The sequence below is a fragment of the Rhodovulum sp. PH10 genome, assembly GCF_000293785.1.
Taxonomy (GTDB): Bacteria; Pseudomonadota; Alphaproteobacteria; order Rhizobiales; family Xanthobacteraceae; genus Rhodoplanes.
In genome coordinates, this window is record NZ_AKZI01000063.1 from 1 (window position 1) to 20992 (window position 20992).

Annotated in this window: 15 protein-coding genes; 6 read left to right on the top strand and 9 right to left on the bottom strand. The window is 70.6% G+C overall.

The window, feature by feature from the left end; all coding sequences use genetic code 11:
- Positions 1–182 precede the first annotated feature (182 nt).
- From A33M_RS11365 to A33M_RS11375, 3 genes are read right to left on the bottom strand one after another with little or no spacing between them, the layout of a single operon-like run.
- Positions 183–530 (bottom strand): DUF1491 family protein, encoded by a 348-nt coding sequence (locus A33M_RS11365; RefSeq protein ID WP_008387137.1) that lies wholly within the window; start codon positions 528–530, stop codon positions 183–185.
- 60 nt (positions 531–590) lie between these two features.
- Positions 591–1643 (bottom strand): peptidoglycan-binding domain-containing protein, encoded by a 1053-nt coding sequence (locus A33M_RS11370; protein WP_008387139.1) that lies wholly within the window; start codon positions 1641–1643, stop codon positions 591–593.
- Complete coding sequence (locus A33M_RS11375; RefSeq protein WP_008387140.1) at positions 1636–3447, bottom strand: sensor histidine kinase; 1812 nt, start codon at positions 3445–3447, stop codon at positions 1636–1638. Before A33M_RS11375 ends, A33M_RS11370 begins: the two co-directional genes overlap by 8 nt.
- A 622-nt stretch (positions 3448–4069) precedes the next feature.
- Between A33M_RS11375 and A33M_RS11380 the strand changes: the two genes are divergently transcribed.
- Positions 4070–4501 (top strand): DUF5330 domain-containing protein, encoded by a 432-nt coding sequence (locus A33M_RS11380; RefSeq protein WP_008387144.1) that lies wholly within the window; start codon positions 4070–4072, stop codon positions 4499–4501.
- A 198-nt stretch (positions 4502–4699) separates the two neighbouring features.
- The gene (locus A33M_RS11385; RefSeq protein ID WP_008387146.1) at positions 4700–5128 is read left to right on the top strand and encodes a SufE family protein; all 429 of its coding nucleotides are present in this window, start codon (positions 4700–4702) and stop codon (positions 5126–5128) included.
- 56 nt (positions 5129–5184) lie between these two features.
- Here the strand turns inward: A33M_RS11385 and A33M_RS11390 are convergent, their stop codons facing one another.
- The gene (locus tag A33M_RS11390; RefSeq protein WP_008387148.1) at positions 5185–6243 is read right to left on the bottom strand and encodes an acyltransferase family protein; all 1059 of its coding nucleotides are present in this window, start codon (positions 6241–6243) and stop codon (positions 5185–5187) included.
- Positions 6244–6388: 145 nt separating this feature from the next.
- On the opposite strand from A33M_RS11390, the gene hrpB reads away from it, so the two are divergent.
- The 4 genes from hrpB (at position 6389) to pncA (ending at position 13371) form a co-directional block, all read left to right on the top strand.
- Positions 6389–8917: an ATP-dependent helicase HrpB gene (hrpB, locus tag A33M_RS11395; RefSeq protein WP_008387152.1), complete on the top strand. Its 2529-nt coding sequence runs from the start codon at positions 6389–6391 to the stop codon at positions 8915–8917.
- Between the two features lie 173 nt (positions 8918–9090).
- Positions 9091–9633: a retropepsin-like aspartic protease family protein gene (locus tag A33M_RS11400; RefSeq protein ID WP_008387157.1), complete on the top strand. Its 543-nt coding sequence runs from the start codon at positions 9091–9093 to the stop codon at positions 9631–9633.
- Positions 9634–9774: 141 nt separating this feature from the next.
- The gene (locus A33M_RS11405) at positions 9775–12591 is read left to right on the top strand and encodes a [protein-PII] uridylyltransferase (RefSeq protein ID WP_008387158.1); all 2817 of its coding nucleotides are present in this window, start codon (positions 9775–9777) and stop codon (positions 12589–12591) included.
- 156 nt (positions 12592–12747) lie between these two features.
- On the top strand, positions 12748–13371 hold the full coding sequence (gene pncA, locus A33M_RS11410) for a bifunctional nicotinamidase/pyrazinamidase (RefSeq protein ID WP_008387163.1): 624 nt from the start codon (positions 12748–12750) through the stop codon (positions 13369–13371).
- 35 nt (positions 13372–13406) lie between these two features.
- Here pncA and A33M_RS11415 read toward each other — a convergent pair whose 3' ends face one another.
- The 5 genes from A33M_RS11415 to A33M_RS11435 form a co-directional block, all read right to left on the bottom strand.
- Positions 13407–14384 (bottom strand): S1C family serine protease, encoded by a 978-nt coding sequence (locus A33M_RS11415; protein ID WP_008387166.1) that lies wholly within the window; start codon positions 14382–14384, stop codon positions 13407–13409.
- Positions 14385–14578: 194 nt separating this feature from the next.
- On the bottom strand, positions 14579–15631 hold the full coding sequence (locus A33M_RS11420) for a hypothetical protein (RefSeq protein WP_052027018.1): 1053 nt from the start codon (positions 15629–15631) through the stop codon (positions 14579–14581).
- A 4-nt stretch (positions 15632–15635) separates the two neighbouring features.
- Entirely contained in the window at positions 15636–18749 is a 3114-nt protein-coding gene (locus A33M_RS11425; RefSeq protein ID WP_040620277.1) for a penicillin-binding protein 1A, read from the bottom strand.
- A 335-nt stretch (positions 18750–19084) separates the two neighbouring features.
- Positions 19085–20446, bottom strand: coding sequence for a nicotinate phosphoribosyltransferase (locus A33M_RS11430; RefSeq protein WP_008387172.1), 1362 nt, complete (start codon positions 20444–20446; stop codon positions 19085–19087).
- A gap of 159 nt (positions 20447–20605) precedes the next feature.
- The gene (locus tag A33M_RS11435; RefSeq protein WP_008387175.1) at positions 20606–20941 is read right to left on the bottom strand and encodes a hypothetical protein; all 336 of its coding nucleotides are present in this window, start codon (positions 20939–20941) and stop codon (positions 20606–20608) included.
- Between the last annotated feature and the right edge of the window lie 51 nt (positions 20942–20992).

Here is a 20992-nt window from a genome sequence, read left to right on the forward strand (position 1 = left end):
CGCGCCCCCCCGCCGGCGGGCGCGGGGCGGAGCCGATGGCGGGCTCCCGCAAGGCCGCGCCGGCGCCGGGCTCCGCCCCCCGCCCCGGCACCCCCCGCCGGCTCGGCGCGCCGGGGACGATGCCGCTCGGCCGGCCACAGCGGCCGGCGACGGACCCCGCCCGCACGGCGGCGGACGACCGCTCACCGGACGATCCGGTCGAGAAAGTGGCGTCCTGAGCGCTCCTCGATCTCGACCACCCAGACATCGGGATCGAACCGCGTCTCGCGCGCGATGAACGCCTCGACCTCGCTCTCGGGCGCGGGCAGCGTCTTCAGCGCCGGCGCGAACGCGCGATCGTAGGGCTTTTCCTCGTCGAACGCGGTCTGCGGGGCCGGGGAATAGAGGTCGGCGGTGCCGTCGAGCCGGTTGACCACGACGAAGATCGCCCCGGCCTCCTCGGCGCCGCGCCGGCGCACGGCGGCAAATACGCCTTCGACGCCGCAGCGGCGGATATAGGCGGCGACCCACAGGGCGGATTTCAGGCGCATGGCTCGGTATCGCCCGCGCGCGGCCGCCGCGCAAGACGCGACGCAAGCCGCGGCGCGAGCTCACTCGATCGGGCGTCCGGTGAGATCGGCGAGCTCGCGGGTCAGCCGCTCGCTCACCTCGCCGGTGACCGGCAGCCGTCGCGATTCCTCGAAGGCCGAGATCGCCGCGTGGGTCTTCTCGTCGTAGACGCCGGTCGGCTTCACCTGGCCGTAGCCGAAATCCGACAGCGCGCGCTGCACGGCACGCAGCCGCGGCGAGGCGACCTCGGCGGGCGGCACCGGAGCCGGCGCCATCGCCCGGCCGGGCGGCACGTTGGAGGGCGGCGGCGCCATCGGCGCGTCGCGCGCCACCACCGGGGGAGCCGAGCCGGTGGTCGCCCGCGGCTCGGCCGCCGCCCGCGGAGCGGCGGCGCCGGTGCCGGAGAGCGACGCCGGGGTCGGCTTCGGCTGGCCGCTCGACTGCAGCAGGAGGCCGGCGATCGGGTCGGGCCTCGCCGCCGCGGCGGCCGCGGCGCGTCCACGGGCCGGGGCGCGCGACAGCGCCTTCAGAACCGATTCGCTCGGCGTGCCGGTGACCGGGAGGCCGGCGTCGTGCTCGAAGGCGCGCAGCGCCGCCTCGGTGCGGCTGCCGGAGATGCCGTCGATCGCCCCGTCGTAATAGCCGCGGCGCGACAGCTCGCGCTGCAGGTCGGTCACCAGATCGGCGTGATTGCGGGGCGGCGAAAGCTCGCCCTGTGGCGCCGGAGCCGGCGCGGGCTCGCCCCGCGGCGTGCCGGAGGCCGCCTGCGGCCGCGGCCGCGGCAGCACCGACAGAACGCCGGCGCCGGTGAGCGCGCCGGTCGATTCGGCGCCGGTCGCCGGGCGCGACGGCGGCAGGCGGGTCGCTGCCGTGTGCACCGGCTGGAGCGCGAAGATCGGCGCCGGGTGTGGCCCGGGCTGCATGTAGAGGGCGTTGATCACCACGGTGGCGAGCGCGGCGAGGCCGGCGAGCGAGGCGAGCGTGTCGCTCGGCCGGTGCAGCAGCACGCGCGCCACCACCGACCGTTTGGCCGGCTTGGCGCCGCGCCGCACCGGACGCACCTCGTCCTCGTCGTCGTCGATCGGCTCACGCACGCTTCTTGACCGCAACAGTCGCCTCGTTCGTCTCGTTCGTGTCGTTGGTCTGGCCCTGAACCGGCAGCCGCCGCACCGTCGACGTCTCCGCCGCCTGCGCCGACCGTGCCGCGGCGCCGCCACGACCCGCCTCGCAGTCGAGCGGCAGACGCACCGTCACGGTGGTGCCGGTGCCGACCCGGCTCCGCATCGTCATATCACCCCCGTGCAGCCCGATCAGCCCCTTGACGATCGACAGGCCGAGCCCGGTGCCGGCATGCGGCCGGTCGTAGGAGTCGCGCGACTGGAAGAAGGGGTTGCCGCAGCGCTTCAAGTCCTCCTCGCAGATGCCGATTCCGGTGTCCTCGACCGACAGCACGAGGCGGCCGCCGTCGGCCACCGCACGCACGGTGATTCGTCCGCCGCGGTCGGTGAACTTCACCGCGTTCGACAGGAGGTTGAGAAGGATCTGCTTGAGCGCGCGCTTGTCGGCGACGATCTCGCCGACCGCCGGATCGATCACGGTGGCGAGCGTGACGTCGAGCTCGGCCGCCTTGAGCGCCAAGAGGTCGCGGCACGAGGCGATCACCGGCGCCAGCGCGAACGGCTCGGGATGGATCTCGAACTCGCCGGTCTCGAGCTTCGACATGTCGAGCAGGTCGTTGACCACGGCGAGCAGATGATTGCCCGAATCGTTGATCAGCTGCGCGTACTCGCGCCGCCGCTCGGCCGTCAGGTTCAGCGCGGTCTCGTTCACCAGCATGTCGGAGAAGCCGATGATGGCGTTGAGCGGCGTGCGCAGCTCGTGGCTCATGGTAGCGAGGAAGCGGCTCTTGGCCGAGTTGGCGCGCTCCGCCTCGGTGCGGGCGTTGTCGAGCGCGCGCTCCTGCTCCTTGCGCTCGGTCACCTCGCGCATCACCGCGACGACCTCGTGCTGCTCGTGCCCGGCGCCGGTGACGACGGCATCGAGCGGACGGCAGCGCATCTCGATCCAGATGAAGCGCGCGGGCTCGCCCGGCGTCTCGGCATCGCGGCGCACGCGGAACTCGACCGAGCGGGTCTCGCCGTTCGAGGCTGCATCAGACAGCGCGGAGAGATAGGCCGGCCGGTCGGAGATGTGCACGCGGTCGAACAGGCCGTGGCCGTGCAGCTCGCGGGCGCGCGCGCCGAACAGACGCTCGGCCGCCGGCGAGACGAACAGCACCGCGCCGTTGAGGCCGTGCCGCGTGATCACGTCGGTCATGTTGCAGGCGAGCAGACGATAACGATCCTCCTCCGCGCCGAGCAGCCAGTTGCTGGTGCGGGTGAGCGATTCGGCGCCGAGCGCGAGCCCGGTCGCATAGAGCGCGGCGGAGATGATGCCGAGCGCGGCGAGCGCGCCGGTGCGCTGATCGCCGGCGAGCGGCGTCGGCAACAGATCGAGCGTGCCGGCGGCGACCAGCAGGCCCGCCGCGCCGAGCGCGACCAGCGAGGCGATCGTCACCACCCGGCGCGAGGCCGACAGCGCCGCCTCGAGCGGCACCACCACGAGCCAGATCGCGGCGAACGAGCCGATGCCGCCGGTCTTCACCGCAACCGTCGTGACGAGGCCCGCGAGCGCGAGCGACGACATCGTGTGCGCGCTCTCGTAGCGGCCGGTGCGCGACAGATAATAAGCGATGAGGATCGGCACGATCAGCCAGCCGAACACGACCACCTCGAGCGCGCTCGGCGCGCCGCGCAACGCGATGTAGGCCGGAAACGCACTGAGCGCGACCAGGCTGCCGACCAGCCGCGGCGCGATGAACGCGCGATGACGCGCACTGATCAGAGGATCGCCATGCACGGAGGGATGCACGAGTGCACCCACGTAATCCCCGACTGGTTTGAGAACACCCACGTCGCCCACACGTCTTGTCACGACGCTCCCCTCGCGCCGACCGAGATCGTGTCAGACGCCCATTAAACGAACACTAAGGGCGGTGCATCCGGCCCGCCGCTTCCTGCATCGCTCACGGAAATGGCCGGAACCACACACCCCATTCTGGCGCCATGGTGAACGGCGGGTTGAATGGTGAACGCTTTCTTGTTTGGTGAACGAAACCTTGCATCCGTCCGCCACGACCGGTGAACGCCGGCGCGGCGGGCGGCCGAGGCCCCATGTCTCGCGCGCCGGATCAGTGAAGAATCACAAAGCCCGCGCGCTGTCGCAATAGCGCCGCGGGTGCGACGAGAGGGTAAAGGCGATCGCTCGAATTGTCGGAAAATTCACGTCGAATTCGACGACGCATTCGAACGGCGCATCAAAACGGCACTGTTAGCGTTTGCCCCCGGGGAACGAAAGATCGGGACCGAAAACCGGGAACGAAAAGCCCGGAACGAAAGATCGGGACCGAAGGATTCGGGGACGCGATGGGGACGAGGGAGACGGGGACGAACAGGACGACGGGAACGGGACGATGAGGTTCTTGATACGCTCCATCTTCTGGCTCGGGGTGATCGCGGCACTGCTGCCGATGCTCACCCGCGGGCCGACCGACGGCCAGGGCGCCGCCCCGCCGGTGAGCGCCTTCGACGCCGCGACTGCCGCCTCGGCGGTGGTGTCGGACATGCGCCAGTTCTGCACGCGCCAGCCGGACGCCTGCGCGGTCGGCGGCCGGGTCTTTGCCGCGCTCGGCCAGACGGCACAGGCCGGCGCGCGCATGCTCTACGACATCGTCAGCGCGCAGATGTCCGGCTCCGGCGACGGCGCGGCCTCCGGCACGCCGGTCACCGGGGCGACCGGGCGGCCCGACACCGCGCGGCCGACCACCTCGCAGAACACGTTGACGATCGACGATCTCGGGCCCCAGTGGCGCGGCCCGACCGCCGGCATCGAGGCGCGGCGCCCGCAGGGCTGATCCCGCTTCGCCGGTTTTCGGCACGCCGCGACCGGCACGACGCGACCGACACGACGTTCGGGCGCGCGCCGTGCCGGCGAGGCACCGGCGGAGGGCACCGGCGGTTGCCGGAAAAGCCCGCCACGCATTCCAATCCGCAGCGAACGCTCCTATGTTCGGCCGGTCGGGCGCCATCGGCGGCGCCCGCGAGGCGGGCCAATGACACTCGACGAGATCACCGACAATTTTTCGCTGCTGGACGACTGGGACGACCGCTACCGCTACATCATCGAGCTCGGCCGCACGCTGGAGCCGCTGCCCGACGCGGACCACAACGACGCGCACAAGGTGCAGGGCTGCGCGAGCCAGGTGTGGCTCACCACCAAGGTGCAGCCGAACGGCGCGAACGGCCCGGTGCTGTCGTTCAAGGGCGACAGCGACGCCCACATCGTGCGCGGGCTGATCGCAATTTTGTTCGCCCTCTACTCCGGCAAGCCCGCCAAGCAGATTCTCGAGATCGAGCCGTCGACCGTGTTCGACCGGCTCGGGCTCGGCGACCACCTCACGCCGCAGCGCTCCAACGGGCTGAAGTCGATGGTCGCCCGCATCCGCCGCGAGGCCGAGGCCGCCCTCGCCGCGGTGGGGTGACGAAACGCGGGAGGCGACATGCCCCGCATCCGGGACGAGTCCCAGGGACGAGTCCCCTACTCCGCCGGCTGGGGCGCGAGGCGCGCGGCAGTGCGTGGCGGCACGATGTGCGCCCAGGCCGGTCGCTCGAAGAGAAAATCGAAGCGGCCGCCGCGGGTCGCCCACCACAGCGCGAGCGAACCCATGATGGCGACCGCGGTGACGATCAGCGAGATCGCGCCGACCGACTCGATGACGCCGGCCTTCATCAGCACCACGCGGGTCGCCGCCATCGGCAGGAAGAAGGCGAAATAGATCACGATCGAGTTCCGCCCGCAGTAGCGCACGGCCTCGAACAGCCGGCTCCTTGCCATCAGCGCCGAGACGGTGATCACCGCGAAGGCGCCGGCAAAGCCGAGCACCAGCGAGACCAGCGGCCACTCCGAGAAGCCCGCATAGACCACGCCGCCGTTCGCCAGTGCCCAGGCCAGAAGCCCGGCCAGCGCCACGCCCGGCCGGCGCATCACGAAGGCGGCGAAGGCGAAGACTTTCGGGGCGATCAGGTAGCCCGTGTAGAAATACACGAAGCGCGAGGCGAACTCGTCGATCACCATCCAGCCGGTCTCGACATGGGCGGTCTCCAGCGCCGCCGCGACCAGCCACACCGCAATCACCGGAATGCCGAGCTGGCGCGCCCCTTTGGTGACCACGAAGAAGATCGGCAGCATGTAGATGAACCACAGCGCACCGAACGGATCGACGAAGGACAGCGCATAGATGTGGAGCGCGCCGAGCCAGCCCTGCTCGGCGGCGAACACCGGGGCCTTCACGGCGACCTGGAGCGTCATCCACAGGAAGTAGAAATAGGCGAAATGCACCACCTTCTTGTCGGTGAAGGTGCGCCAGTCGCGGTCGATCGTGCGGGCGAGGAAGAGCCCCGAGATCAGGAAGAAGTCCGGCATGCGGAAGGGCTTGGCGAACATCACGAAGGGGTGCAGGAAACCCTCGTGGCCGGCCGCGAGCTCCACCCCGAAGGTCGAGTGCAGCATCACCACCATGATGATGCAGAAACCCTTGGCGTAATCGACCCAATCGACCCGGTGGCCCGGGGCGGCAGCGGTGGTGGGGGTTGCCATCGTCCGTCCTCGCCTGTTTCTGGCGCCATCGTCCCACACCGGGACGAAAGCCGACGCCCGCCTGCATCGGTGCAAGCCGCGGGCCGCTCCGCAAGGGGCGGATCGGGACGCGGTTAATGCGGCGGTGGCGGACCCACGAGGTAGCATGAACCAGAACCTTCCTTTTGCCGAGCCGCTGCCGATCGACGATGCCTTGCCGGCGCTCACCGCCGCGCTCGCCGGGCACGACGCCGCGGTGCTGGTGGCGCCGCCCGGCGCCGGCAAGACCACGCGGGTTCCGCTGGTGCTGATCCGTGAGCCGTGGGCGGCGGGCAAGAAAATCCTCGTGCTGGAGCCGCGGCGGCTGGCGGCACGCGCTGCGGCGGCGCGGATGGCGGCGACGCTCGGCGAGTCGGTCGGCCAGACGGTCGGCTACCGGGTGCGGTTCGGCTCGAAGATTTCCGGAAAGACCCGCATCGAGGTGGTCACCGAGGGCGTCTTCACCCGGATGATCCTCGACGACCCGACACTCGAGGACGTGGCGGCCGTGCTGCTCGACGAGTTCCACGAGCGCTCGCTCGACGCCGATCTCGGCCTCGCGCTCGCCCGCGACACCCAGCAGGGATTTCGCGAGGACCTGAAGATTCTGGTGATGTCGGCCACCATCGACGGGGCGAGGATCGCGGAAAAGCTCGGGGGGGCGCCGGTGGTGGAGAGCCTCGGCCGGGCGTTTCCGGTCGAGACCAAGCATTTTGCACGCGATTCCGCACAGCGGCTGGAGCCCCAGGTGGCGGACGCAGTGCTGCGGGCACTCCGGGCGGAAAAAGGCTCGATGCTGGTGTTTCTGCCGGGTGCGGGAGAAATCCGCCGCACCGAGGCGCTGCTCGCCGAAAAGCTCGCCGATCCGATGGTCGACGTCGTGCCGCTCTATGGCGCGCTCGATGCCGACGTGCAGGACCGGGCGATCTCGCCGGCGGCGCCCGGCCGGCGCAAGGTGGTGCTGGCGACCTCGATCGCCGAAACCTCGCTCACCATCGAGGGCGTGCGGGTGGTGATCGATTCCGGGCTCGCGCGGGTGCCGCGCCACGAGCCCGACCTCGCGCTGACGCGGCTCGAGACGGTGCGGGTGTCGCGGGCGGCCGCCGACCAGCGCCGCGGCCGCGCCGGCCGCACGGAGCCCGGCGTGTGCTGGCGCCTGTGGGACGAGCGCGAGACGGTTTCGCTCGAGCCGTTCGCGCAAGCCGAAATCCTCGCGGCCGATCTTTCCGCGCTGGTGCTCGATCTCGCGCATTGGGGCGTCACCGACCCGGCGACGCTGACCTTTCTCGATGCCCCGCCCGCCCCCGCGCTCGCCGAGGCGAAGGTCTTGTTGCAGAATCTCGGCGCCATCGACGCCGACGGCCGCATCACCGACGCCGGCCGCCGCCTGCGCGCGCTGCCACTGCCGCCACGGCTCGCCCGCATGGTGACGGCGGCGGCCGCCTTCGGGGCGGCGCCGCTCGGTGCCGAGATCGCCCTGGTGCTCACCGAGCGCGGGCTCGGCGGCACCGACATCGACCTGCGCCACCGGCTCGACGGGCTGCGCCGCGACCGCTCGCGCCGCGCCGAGGAGGCCCGCCGGATGGCCGCCCGCTGGGCCGAGATCTCGGTCGCCGGCCAGCGCGCCGCCGGCGCGATCGCACCGGCCGGCGCAGGCCGCGTGTCGGCCGCGGCCGACCGGCTGCCGGGCACGCTGCTCGCGCTCGCCTATCCGGACCGGGTGGCGAAGGCCCGCGGTGGCGGCGCGGGCGGTGGGAGCGGCGTGCTGCTGGCGAACGGCCGCGGCGCGGTGGTCGACCCCGCCTCCCCGCTCGCCCGCGAGCCGTTTCTGGTGGTCGCCGACCTCGCCGGCACGGCGGCGGCGAGCCGGGTGCTGCTCGCGGCCCCGATCGCCCCGGAGGACGTCGAGGCGCTGTTCGCGCAAAACGTCGTCGAGGGCGAGGAGGTGGTGTTCGACCCCGCCTCGGCGTCCTTGCGGGCGCGCTGGAGCCGGCGGCTCGGGGCGATCGCGCTCGCCGAGAAGCCGGTTCCGGTGGTGCCGAGCGACGAGACCGCCCGCAAGCTCGCAGACGGCATCGGCCGCCTCGGGCTCGACCGGCTGCCCTGGAGCCCGGCTTTGGCGCAGTGGCGCGACCGGGTGACTTTTCTTCGCCGGAACGAGGGTGACGACTGGCCGGACCTCTCCGACGCCACGCTCGGCGCGACGCTCGGCGACTGGCTCGCCCCGGCGCTCGCCGGAAGAATTTCGCTCGGCGATCTCGGCACCGATGCCTTCTCGAATGCCGTGCGAAGCCTCTTGCCCTGGAACCTGCACAAGAAACTGGAGCACGAGGCGCCGACCCATTTCGAGGCGCCGTCCGGCTCGCGTGTGCCGATCGAGTACACCGAGGAAGGGCCGAAACTGTCGATCCGGGTGCAGGAGCTTTTTGGCCTCGCCGAGCATCCGTCGATCGCCGGCGGACGGGTACCGCTGATCGTCGAGCTGTTGTCGCCCGCCCAGCGGCCGGTGCAGATCACCACCGATCTGCCCGCTTTCTGGCAAGGTTCCTACGCCGCCGTGCGAACCGAGATGCGCGGCCGCTATCCCAAGCACCCGTGGCCGGAGGACCCGACCACCGCCCCCGCCACCCGCCGCGCAAAACCGAAGGGGACGTGAGGCGGGCACGTGAGGCGGGGACGTGAGGCGGGTGCGCAAACCGTTCCGCAAAATTTTACCGTCGTCCAAGTCACCCGTGGCCACGGTGGCGATCGCGGCAAAACTCCGCATCCCCGTTAAGCCGGTGCTCGAGCGCACGTGATCGGATGGCGCATCCGCGAGGAGCCTTTCCGATGCGCAACCTGATTGCGTTCGCCCTGCTGACATTGGTGGTGGCCGCGCTGGTGCCGCCGCTCCTCATGGACATCTCCGAGCACACCGGCCGGACCGCGAGCGAGGCCGCCGACGCCCCACCCTCGCCCGACCTGCCTTCGCCCTATCCGCCGGCCCCCGTCGCCGCCGGCGGCTATCGCAGCATGACGCTGCAGCGCGGCCGCAACGGTCATTTCCACGTCGACGCGATGCTGAACGGCCGGCAGATGGCGTTCCTGATCGACACCGGCGCCTCGGTGGTGGCATTGCGCGAGAGCGACGCCGCCCGGCTCGGCATCCGGCCGATGCCGCGCGACTACACCGCCCGGGTCGCGACCGCCAACGGCACGGTGATGGCCGCCCCGGCAAACATTCGCCGCATCGAGGTGGGCAGCCTGATGGCGCAGGACGTCGCCGCCCTGGTGCTGCCCGACACCGCGCTCGGCCAGAATTTGCTCGGCATGTCCTTTCTCTCGCGGGTGCGGTTCGAGCACCGCGACGGCAAGCTGGTGCTCGAGCAGTAGCCTGCAGCCGCCCTTTCGACCCGCCGTTCGCGCCCCGGCCGGCGCAACAGGGCGACACCTGCCGTGCAAAACGCCGCACGGCGGACGTGCAAACGCTCGCCCGCTCGTGACAGTGCCGGCGCGGTCGGCTAATCAGGGCGGATGGCCATTCTTCTCGACACGCCGCGCCGCGCCGCATCCGATCTGTTCGACCTCGAGGCCGCCGCCGCCGACCTCGAGGCGCTCGTCCGCGAAAATCCCCGGCAGGAGCGCGAGCTGCGCATCGCGGTGGCGCAGCGGCTGAAGACCGCCGTCACCGAGGGCCGCGCCAAGGCGGAGGAGCTGCTGCTGGCCGACCGGCACGGCCGGCGCTGCGCCGAGCGGCTGTGCGACATGCAGGACGCCATCATCGGCCTGCTCTACGATTTCTCGGTCACCCACCTCTACCCGGCCCAAAATCCCTCCGAGGCCGAGCACATGGCGGTGGTGGCGACCGGCGGCTACGGCCGCGGCCTGATGGCGCCGGGCTCCGACATCGATCTCCTGTTCCTGCTGCCCTACAAGCAGACCGCCTGGGGCGAGTCGATCGCCGAGGCGATCCTCTATTGCCTGTGGGACATGGGGCTGAAGGTCGGCCACGCCACCCGCTCGATCGACGAGTGCGTGCGCCAGGCCAAGGCCGACATGACGATCCGCACCGCGATCCTCGAGGCGCGCTTCCTGCTCGGCGAGAAGAGCCTCTACGACGAGCTGATCGACCGCTTCGACCGCCAGGTGGTGCAGGGCACCGGACCGGAGTTCGTCGCCTCCAAGCTCGCCGAGCGCGAGGAGCGGCTGCGCCGGGTCGGCCAGTCGCGCTACCTGGTCGAGCCCAACGTCAAGGACGGCAAGGGCGGCCTGCGCGACCTGCACACGCTGTTCTGGATCGCCAAATACGTCTACCGGGTGCACCGGCAGGAGGAGCTGATCGAGCGCGGCGTGTTCGATCGCGACGAGTACAAGCTGTTCCAGCGCTGCGAGGACTTTCTGTGGTCGGTGCGCTGCCACATGCATTTCGTCACAGGCCGCGCCGAGGAGCGGCTGTCGTTCGACATCCAGCGCGATCTGGCGGTGCGGCTCGGCTATACCGAGCACCCCGGCATGCAGGACGTCGAGCGCTTCATGAAGCACTACTTCCTGATCGCCAAGGACGTCGGCGACCTCACCGCGATCCTCTGTGCCGGCCTCGAGAGCCGGCACCAGAAGGACGTGCCGATGCTCAACCGGTTCGTCGCCCGGCTGCGCCCGCGCCACCAGCGCACGCTGCAGGAAAGCGACGATTTCGTCGTCGACAACAACCGCATCAACATCGCCGACCCGGACGCCTTCCGGCGCGACCCGAAGAATTTGATCCGCATCTTCCGCCTCGCGCAGAAGCACGGGCTCGCCTTCCATCCGGATGCGATGCGCACCGCGACCCGCTCGCTCAAGCTGATCGACAAGCATTTGCGCGCCGATCCGGAGGCCAACCGGCTCTTTCTCGAGGTCTTGACCGCGCGAAACGACGTCGAGATCGTGCTGCGGCGGATGAACGAGGTCGGCGTGCTCGGCCGCTTCGTGCCGGACTTCGGCCGCGTCGTCTCGATGATGCAGTTCAACATGTACCACCACTTCACGGTGGACGAGCATCTGCTGCGCTGCATCGGCGCGCTCGCCGAGATCGAGGCCGGGCATTCCGACGAGTACCCGCTCTCCAGCGAGCTGATGCGCACCATCCAGCCGGAGCACCGCGACCTGCTCTATGTCGCGCTTTTTCTGCACGATATCGCCAAGGGCCGCCCCGAAGACCACTCCCTCGCCGGCGCAAAAATCGCGCGGCATCTGTGCCCGCGCTTCGGCCTGTCGGCCGCCGACACCGAGACCGTCGCCTGGCTGATCGAGGTGCATCTGGTGATGTCGGCGATCGCCCAGTCGCGCGACCTGTCGGACCGCCGCACCATCGAGAACTTCGTGCAGATCGTGCAGTCGCTCGAGCGCATGAAGCTTCTGACCATCCTCACCACCGCCGACATCCGCGCGGTCGGCCCCGGCGTGTGGAACTCGTGGAAGGCCCAGCTGCTGCGCGCGCTCTATTACGAGGCGGAGCCGGCGCTGACCGGCGGCTTCTCCGAGGTCAACCGCGCCCAGCGCGTCGCCGCCTCCCAGGCGCAGTTCCGCCACGAGCTCGCCGCCGAGTGGAGCGAGGAGGAGATCGACCGCTACGTCGCCCGCCACTACCCGGCCTACTGGCTCAAGGTCGACCTTCCGGCCCAGCTCGGCCACGCCCGCTTCGTGCGCGAGACCGAGGCGAAGGGCGGCGACCCGCTCGCCACCCGCTACTCGTTCGATCCCGCCCGCGGCGTCACCGTGCTGACGGTGCTCGCGCCCGACCATCCGTGGCTGTTGTCGGTGATCGCCGGCGCCTGCGCCTCGGCCGGCGCCAACATCGTCGATGCGCAGATCTACACCACCACCGACGGGCTGGCGCTCGACACCATCTCGGTATCGCGCGAGTTCGAACGCGACGACGACGAGGGCCGCCGCGCCGGCCGGGTGGTCGACGCGCTCGAACGGGCCTTGCGCGGAGAGATGCGGCTGCCGGAGATGATGGCGGCCAAGCGCAACGCCAAAGGGCGCACCCGGCCGTTCCGGGTGGAGCCGGAGGTGTCGGTCAACAATCAGTGGTCGCACCGCTACACGGTGGTCGAGGTGTCCGGGCTCGACCGGCCGGGCCTGCTCTACGAGCTGACCTCGACGCTCTCCAAGCTCAATCTCAACATCACCTCGGCGCACGTCGCGACCTTCGGCGAGCGCGCGGTCGACGTGTTCTACATCACCGACCTGATGGGCGCGCGCATCACCTCGCCGACCCGCATCGCCACCATCAAGCGCGCGCTTCTGCTGCCGTTCGCGCCGCGCCCGGAAAAGGCGGCGGCCGGCAACGCCGCCGCGGTCGGCTGACCCGGCCGCCCGACCCGGCCGCCGACCGGGCAGACCGACCACTTTGCGCATTTTCCGTGAGGCGGGAGAACGTCACAACCTCCGCCCCTACCGCCGCACGGCGCGATGCACTACCATCGTGCGGTGCGCGGATGCGAACAAGGCGGAGGACCGGCGATGACACTCGCCATCGGTGAAAGCGACATTCTGCTGGTCGTCGACGTCCAGAACGACTTTTGCCCCGGCGGCGCGCTGCCGGTCGCCGATGGCGACGCCGTGGTGCCGGTGGTGAACCGGCTCGCGGAAAAATTCCGCCACGTCGTGCTGACCCAGGACTGGCATCCGGCCGACCACGCCTCGTTCGCCTCGGCGCATCCCGGAAAAAGCCCGTTCGAGCAGGTGACCGCGCCTTACGGCCCGCAGATCCTGTGGCCGGACCACTGCGTGCAGGAGACGCCGGGGGCGACCTTCCATCCGGGCCTCGCGATCCCCCACGCCGAGCTGGTGCTGCGCAAGGGATTTCGGCGCGAGATCGACTCCTACTCGGCCTTCTTCGAGAACGACCACGAGACGCCGACCGGCCTCGCCGGCTATCTCCGCGAGCGCGGCTTTGCGCGGGTGGTGATCGTCGGGCTGGCGCTCGACTTCTGCGTCCGCTTCTCCGCCGAGGACGCGCGCGCCTGCGGCTTCGACGTGGTGGTGATCGAGGAAGCCTGCCGCGGCATCGACATGGACGGCTCGGTCGACGCCACCCGCCGCGAGCTTTTCTCGCGCGGCGTGGTTTTGCTCGACGCGGCGTGAACCCGGTCCGGCCCGGCCGATCCGTACTTCGCGCCTCAATGCAGCCGGGGCGACTTCAGGAACTTCATCCGGTCGCCGGAGACGACCCGCAGCGCCAGCATGCGTCCTTCGCGCAAAACCGTCAGCGGCACCTCGACGCCGGCGTCGCCGAGCGCCCACACCGCGCGAAACAGCTCGGCGAGCGACGTCACCGGCTGGCCGGCGACCGTCAGCACGACGTCGCCCGCCTGCACGTCGGCGATCTGGGCGGGTCCGCCGGCGGCGACGCCGACCACCGCGAGCTGGTCGTCGAGCTCGGTCGCATAGAGGCCGAGCCAGGGTCGCGGCGGCCGGTTCGGCCGGCCATAGGCGAGCAGGTCGTCGAGCACCGGCAGAAGCCGGTCGATCGGCACCATCATGTTGACGTGAAAGACGGTGTCGGGGTCCTGGCGCTGCTCGAGATGGAGCGAGCCGATGCCGATCAGCTCGCCGGCGGCGTTGATCAGCCCGGTGCCGCCCCAATTCGGGTGCGCCGGCGCGGTGAACAGCGCGTCGTCGAGCAGATACTCCCAGTAGCCGGCGAATTCCTGGCGGGCGACGATCCGCGCCGCGACCGAGCGGTGGCGGCCGCCGGCGGCGGCGACGATCGCGTGCTCGCCGACCAGCGCGTCGGCGGCGCGGCCGAGCGGCAGCGGCGTCACGTCGAGCCGGCCGAGCGCCTGGACGAGCCCGAAGCCGCTCTCGTGGTCGTAGGCGAGCGCATGGCCCGGCACCACCTTGCCGTCGGACAGCCGCAGCCACACCTGCTCGGCCTCGGTAATCAGGTAGCCGATGGTGAGGACGAGGCCGCTCTCGCGGATCACCACGCCGTGGCCGACCCGCTCGGTGCCGAGCGTTTCCGCGGTGAAGGCGTCGTCCGGCACTTGCGCGGTCAGCGCCACCACGGCGCCGAGCGCGCGATCGAGATCGAACTTGTAGCCCTCCGCCTTCGGCTGTGCGATCGGCGGCACCTTCCAATCGCCGGTGGACGGCATCCTCGTCTCCCTGCGGGGCACGCCGCGCCCGGACGGCGGCACGCCGCCGGGCCGATCGTCGCCTCGCCGAGATGTAGAGAGAATTCGCCGCAAGGACAACACGGGCGGCGCCCCCGCGCGCAGCCTGCGCCTGGGCGCACGACCACCACGCAGCCGCCCGGCCGGTGCCGCGCACCCGCCCGGCCGACCGCCGGTCAGTCGGCGGCGAGCATCGCCGCGAGCGCCTTCATGCGGTTGCGCGCATAGCTCGGCAGGCCGGCGCTGATCGAGTCGCCGGTGTTGAAGGAGGAGTTGCCGGCCAAGACCTGCGCGGGAACCATGTTCCGCAGCACCGGCACGTTCTCCAGCTCCTTGCGCTTCTCGAACAGGTCGCTCTCGACCGCGAGTGCGACGAACACGCCGACCACGGTCCTGTTCGCGTCGTCCGGCGCCGGCTGCAGCACGGCGAGCAGCTTGCCGAACTGCATCACCTGGTTGACGTGCACGATGTTCTGCTCGAGCGCGGCGGCGACCGGGGTCGATATCCCGGTCAGCTCGGCATAGGCCGCCTGGTCGATGTCCTCCGGCGGCACCACCCGCAGCTCGCTCTGGAACGCGATGTGGTCGGCGATCTGCTTGCCGCTGTCGCGCAGCTTGTTCAGCAGCATGATGGCGGAGGGCAGCTTGCCCTCGAAGCGGTAGCGCGACTGGATGCACACGACCGGGGTCGGGCTCTCGCACCAGCGCCGGTTCGGATTGTGGGCGGACAGCTTCGGGTCCTTGTTCGGCACCACGTCGTCGGGCGAGATCGCCCGATGCTCGATCGCCGGGTCCATCCGCTTCAGCGTGCCGAGATCGACGAAGCGGGCGAGATCGATCGCCGCGGGCGGGCGGTCGAGCGCGAAGCGCGCCTCGGCGACGTACATGTGCAGCTTGCGCTTGTAGGAGCGGGTGACGCCGTTCACCGTCATCCGCAGGATCGGCTCCTCGTAGCCGGGAAACGGCGACAACAGCCGCTTCTGCACCGGCCGGGCGCGCGCCCAGTCGCTGAACTTGATCAGCCCGGTTTTCGGGTCGGCGATCTCGTCGTCGTGGTGGTCGGTGAACAGGATGGTGCCGGGCTTGGGCACCGCCGGCGTCGCCGCCGAGAGCGACGGCACATCCTGAAGCGTGAAGTCGCGGGCGGATGCCGTCACCGAGGCGTAGGGCGCGGCGGCACACAAGGCGGCCACCAGCACGGCTCGGGCCATCGCTCGCTTCACTCTCATCGGCTCACCAGAATCGTTCGCGTTCCGCGTAAGGATACTGCGGATCGACGCGGCGTGAAGGATGCGCCTCGCGCTGCCGCTGCTGCTGCTGGTAGCCGCGAGACGGCTCGCCGCCGAACATCCGCCCGAGCTCGCCGAAGATCCCGCCGCCCGACGACCAGCCCTGCTGGTACTGGTAGCCGTTGCCGTAGGTCTGGCCCTGGGCGTAGGGGCTCGACCGGTAGCGGTACTGGTAGATCGGATATTCCTGGCCGTAGGTGCCGTAACCATAGCCGTACGACTCGCCGTCGGTCGGCTCGCCATAGGCATAGGTGTCGGATTCCGAGACCAGCTCGTTGCGGGTGTCGACCACCTGGTCGCTGCCGTCGACCCGGAAATACTCCATGAAGGCGCCGGACGAGCGCTCGCTCAGCCGGGTGCCGCTGCGCAGATCGATCGGCAGCTGCACCAGCCGGCGCTGCGCCTGGGCGGACGGCGGCGCGAACGGCGCCTTGGCCGCGACCGTGCGCCACGCCGCCTCCATCACGTCGGCAAAGATCGGCACCGCGACCGAGCCGCCGGTCTGGCCGTTGCCGAGCGTGCGTCGCTTGCCGTCGGCATTGTCGTAGCCGACCCACACCGCCACCGTGACGTCGTTCGAGAAGCCGACGAACCACGCGTCGTTCTCGCCGTCGCTGGTGCCGGTCTTGCCGGCGACATAGGGCGAGAGCTTGGAGATCGCGTTGGCGGTGCCGCGCGCGACCACCCCTTGCAGCATGCTGCGCAGCTGCACGAAGGCCACGCGATCGCCGCCGGCGAGCGTGGTGAAGGTCGGCGTGCGGCGAAACACCTCCCTGCCCTGCTCCTCGATGCTCTCGACCGCATAGGGGGTGGGCTTCTGCCCCTCGTTGGCGATCGCGGCATAGAAGGCGGCGAGGTCGATCAGCCGGGCCGGCTGGGCGCCGAGCACGAACGGATAGTAGTTGATGCAGTCGTCGTAGACGCCGGCCTCCTTGGTCAGCGCGCAGACGTCGGCGAGGCTCTTTTTCGGGTCGCTCTCGATGGCGCCGTCGAGCAGTTGCGCGGTCACCTGGTTCTTGGAGTATTCGAGGCCGAGCCGCAGCGTCAGGATGCCGGACGAGCCGCCCGAATAATTCTTCGGCGTCCAGTAGTCGCTCTCGCGCATCGAGCTCGTATTGTCGATCGGCGGCAGCGTGATCGGCTGGTCGCGCACCAGCGTGTTCGGCTGCAGGCCCTTGTGGAGCGCGGCGAGATAGGTGAACGGCTTCAGCGAGGAGCCGGGCTGCCGGCGGGTCTGGGTGGTGCGGTTGAGCTGGCTCAGGGGATAGGAGAAGCCGCCGGCCATCGCGAGAATGCGGCCGGTCTTGTTCTCCAGCACGACGACGCCGCCCTGCACGCTCGGCCGGATGCGCAGGCTCGCCCGCGCCGCCTTGCCCCGGCGCTCGGCGACGTCGACATAGACCACGTCCCACTGCGACAGCGCCCGGCGGATCGCGGCGGACGGCACCGACAGCGGCATCACCCGCCCGTCGGCGAGCCCGACCTTCGGCCCGCCCTTCTGGCCGCCGGTCTCGACCACCACCGCCGGCACCCAGTGCACGTCGTAGAGCGGCAGCCGTGCCTCCTCGAGCGCCCGCTGCCAGGCGGGGTCGGGCCGCGGATCGGGCCGCGGCAGAGGTTTTTGGGCCACCGCCTTGTCGGCCGGCTTTCCGGCCGGCTCGCCGGCGGTCGACTTGTCGGCGGTCGTGTCGGCCTTGGCGTCGACCGAAAGCTTCGCCGCAGCGTCGGACGCGGCCGGTGCGGCATCGGCGTCGTCCGCCTCCTTGGCGTCGGCCTTGGCGAGCTTGGCGATCGCCTCGGCGAGATTGGTCTCCGGCCCCTCGAACTTCGCGCGGCCGGTGCGGCTCTCGTAGCGGGCGAGGCCGTCCTGCAGCGCCGTCTCGGTCGCCTCCTGCAAGGCCGGACGGATGGTCGACTTCACCGTCGCGGAGGCCGCGGTCAGCGACTCCACGCCGGGAAGCCCGCGCGCCTCGCGCTCGATCTGGTCGAGCATGTAGAAGCCGCTGTTGCCCGTGATGCGATGGTAAGGCACGAAGTCGAGCACCGCCTCGCGCGCCTCGGCCGCCTGCGCCGCGGTGATCGCGTCGTTCTCCTGCATCCGCCCGAGCACGTAAGCGAGGCGTCCGCGCACCCGCTCGGGATGGCGGTCGGGATTGTAGTAGCTCGGCCCCTTGGTGAGGCCCGCGAGCATCGCCCCTTCGGCAATCGAGAGCTGCGCGGCCGGCTTGCCGAAATAGCTCTCGGCGGCCAGCTCGACGCCCCAGGCGCCGCGGCCGAGATAGATCGTGTTGAGATAGAGCTCGAGGATCTCGTCTTTTGTCAGCGTCTGCTCGATCCGCGCCGCGACGATCATCTCGCGGATCTTTCGCTCGTAGGTGAGATCGTCGCCGACCAGAAGGTTCTTCGCCACCTGCTGGGTGATCGTCGAGCCGCCCTGCGGCCGGCCGGCGCGGGCGAGATTGCCGACCATCGCCCGGATCAGCCCGCGCTCGTCGATGCCGTGGTGCTCGTAGAAGCGCTTGTCCTCGGCGGCGACGAACGCCTTGCGCACGTGCTCGGGGATCTTTGCGAGCGGCACCCACACACGGCGGTTCTCCGGCTGAAACACCTCGGCGAAGCGCTCGCCCTTGGCGTCGAGCACGGTGCTCATGCCCGGCAGCCGCATGCCCTTCAGCTTGCCGGCGTCGGGCAGATCGGCGACCGCGTGGTCGTACCAGTCGATCACCGCACCGATGTCGGCCGGCGAGTTGGCGACGTCCTCGTTCTTGCAGAACTGTCGATAGAGCGGCGGCAGGTCGGAAAAATTCAGCCCGCGAAACGCCTTGATGTCGCCGGTGAAGGCCTTCGGGTCGTCGAGCGCGGTTTCCAGCAGGCCGTCGATGTCGATCGACTCGATGTCGAAGGCCTTGCGCATGTGCGCACAACCTTCGCGGAGAATTTGCACCACCTGCGCCTGATCCCGGTCGCGATCGAACCGGGTGACGATGGCATCGGGACGAACCGCGACCTGGCTGAGCGCCAGGAACGCCGCGAGCAACTTGACGAGGATCACATCCATGCCACCGGCCAAGGTTGGGACCACGCACCCCGCGCGGTATTGGCGTCGTACAACGGCGATTTTACGGAGACGTTCCGCCCGGACGGTGCAAAATTACGGCATTCTGACGAGACCGTCCGTCCCGTGATCGATCCGCCACGGTCCACTCGACCGGGCCGGTCGTGCATCTCCCCTCCGCCGAGCCGTCGAGGCTACGGGCCGGATGTTAAAGGAGGCTTTCGCCGCGTTTTTTCGACCCGCCGGAGGCCCGGCCCGGCGCGGGGCCAGGTCCGAGGTCTCCGAGGTCCGAGGTCCGAGGTCCGGCCGGACGTGCGAGGCCCGGCCCCGCCGGCCTCTCAGCCGTGCGCGGCGATGCGCCGGTCGACCTCTTCGGTGAGGGCGAGGAGGTCCGGGCCGATCGTCACCGGGTAGCCGCCGGGGGTCGCGACGTCGCGCAGGTTTTCCGGCAGCGAGGCGAGGCCGCGGGCGGCGCGGGTGCGCAGCGCCGCGAGCGGCGGCGGTTCGGCGACGCGGCGCCCCTTCCGCATCACCGGCACCAGCAACGGCTCGCCGTCGACGCGGGCGCCGGCGAGCGAGAGCGTGTCGCCGGCCATCGTGCCGTCGGGGCGATGGCGGCGCCACACCTGCTTGCGGCCCGGCCAGGTCTGCTTGGCGGCGGAGCGCTTGCGGCGGCCGACCCCGGCATATTCCTGCAGCTTGTAGACGATATCGAGCACCGGCTGGTCCTGCGAGGTGGTCAGAGCGGTGCCGACCCCGAAGCCGTCGATCGGCGCGCCGGCCGACAGGAGCGCCGCAATGGACAGCTCGTCGAGCCCGCCGCTGACGAAGATCTTCACGCTCTCGCAGCCGCCGGCGTCGAGGATGTGCCGCACCTCCTGCGACAGCGGCACGAGGTCGCCGGAATCGAGCCGCACCGACTGCACGGTGATGCCCTCGGCCTTCAGCCGCGGCACCAGCTGCACGACCTTCCGCGCGGCGGCGAGCGGGTCGTAGGTGTCGATCAGCAGCGTGAGCCCGTCCGGCCGGGCGCGGGCGAAGCTCGTGAAGGCCGTCACCTCGTCCTCGTGCGCCTGCACGTAGGAATGCGCCATGGTGCCGTAGACCGGGATGCCCCACAGCATGTCGGCGAGCACCGTCGCGGTGCCGGCGAAGCCGGCGACGTAGCTCGCGCGCGCCGCCATCAGTCCGGCCTCCGCCCCGTGGGCGCGGCGCAAGCCGAAATCGACCAACGCCTTGCCGGGCGCGGCGAGCATCACGCGGGCCGCCTTGGTGGCGATCAGCGACTGGAACTGGAGGATGTTGATCAGCCGCGATTCGAGCAGCTGCGCGAGCGGCAGCGGCGCGGTGATGCGCAGCAACGGCTCGTCGGGGAAGAACACCGTGCCTTCCGGCATGGCGTCGACGTCGCCGGTGAAGCGGAGATCCGCGAGATGGTCGAGCATGCGGCGGTCGAACCGCTTGCTGCGCTCGAGATAGGCGAGCTCCTGGTCGGAGAAATGGAGCTGCTCGAGATAGTCGACCACCTGCTCGAGCCCCGCCGCCATCAGGAAGGAGCGGCCGGGCGGCAGCCGCCGCACGAACATCTCGAAGGAGGCGCTCTCGGTCATCCCGTTCGCGAGATACGCCTGCATCATGTTGAGCTGGTAGAGGTCCGTCAGAAGCGGACTGTCGCCGATATCGTTGGCGCCGATGGTCATGGCGTGCGTGCCCGTCGTGTTGGATTCCACGACGTCCTTACCACACTCGCCGCGGCGCAGCGACCGTGCCGGCGGATTTTCGCAACCTCCGCGTGCCCGTGGTGAACGGCCGCGGCGTCGCCCGGCGCGAACGGCGCGCGCCGGGCGTCGTCGTGTCGATCAGGGGCAGAACCACACCGGGCCGACCTGCATGCAGCCGCGGCGGCGCCAGTCGCCCGGACGGCGCGAGTAGCGGTGCCAGCCGCGCGGCGGGCCACGGTGGCCGCGGTAAACCGGGCCGCGGCGATGATCACGGCGGAAGTCGCGGCGGTCGGGGCCACGGCGGCCGTCGTAGCGCCCGTCGCGATCCGGTCGCCACTGCACGTCGACCACGGCAGCGCCCGCAGCGCCGGCAGTGGCGCCGAGCGCTTTCGCGGCGCCCGCCGGGCCGGCCGAGGCCGGCATCGCCCAGGCGAGCACGCAGGCGGCGGGAATCAAGAGCTTCACCAAACGCATGTCGGTCTCCGAAAGGGTGAGGAAAAGGATCGGCCGGGTCGGCTCTGGCGA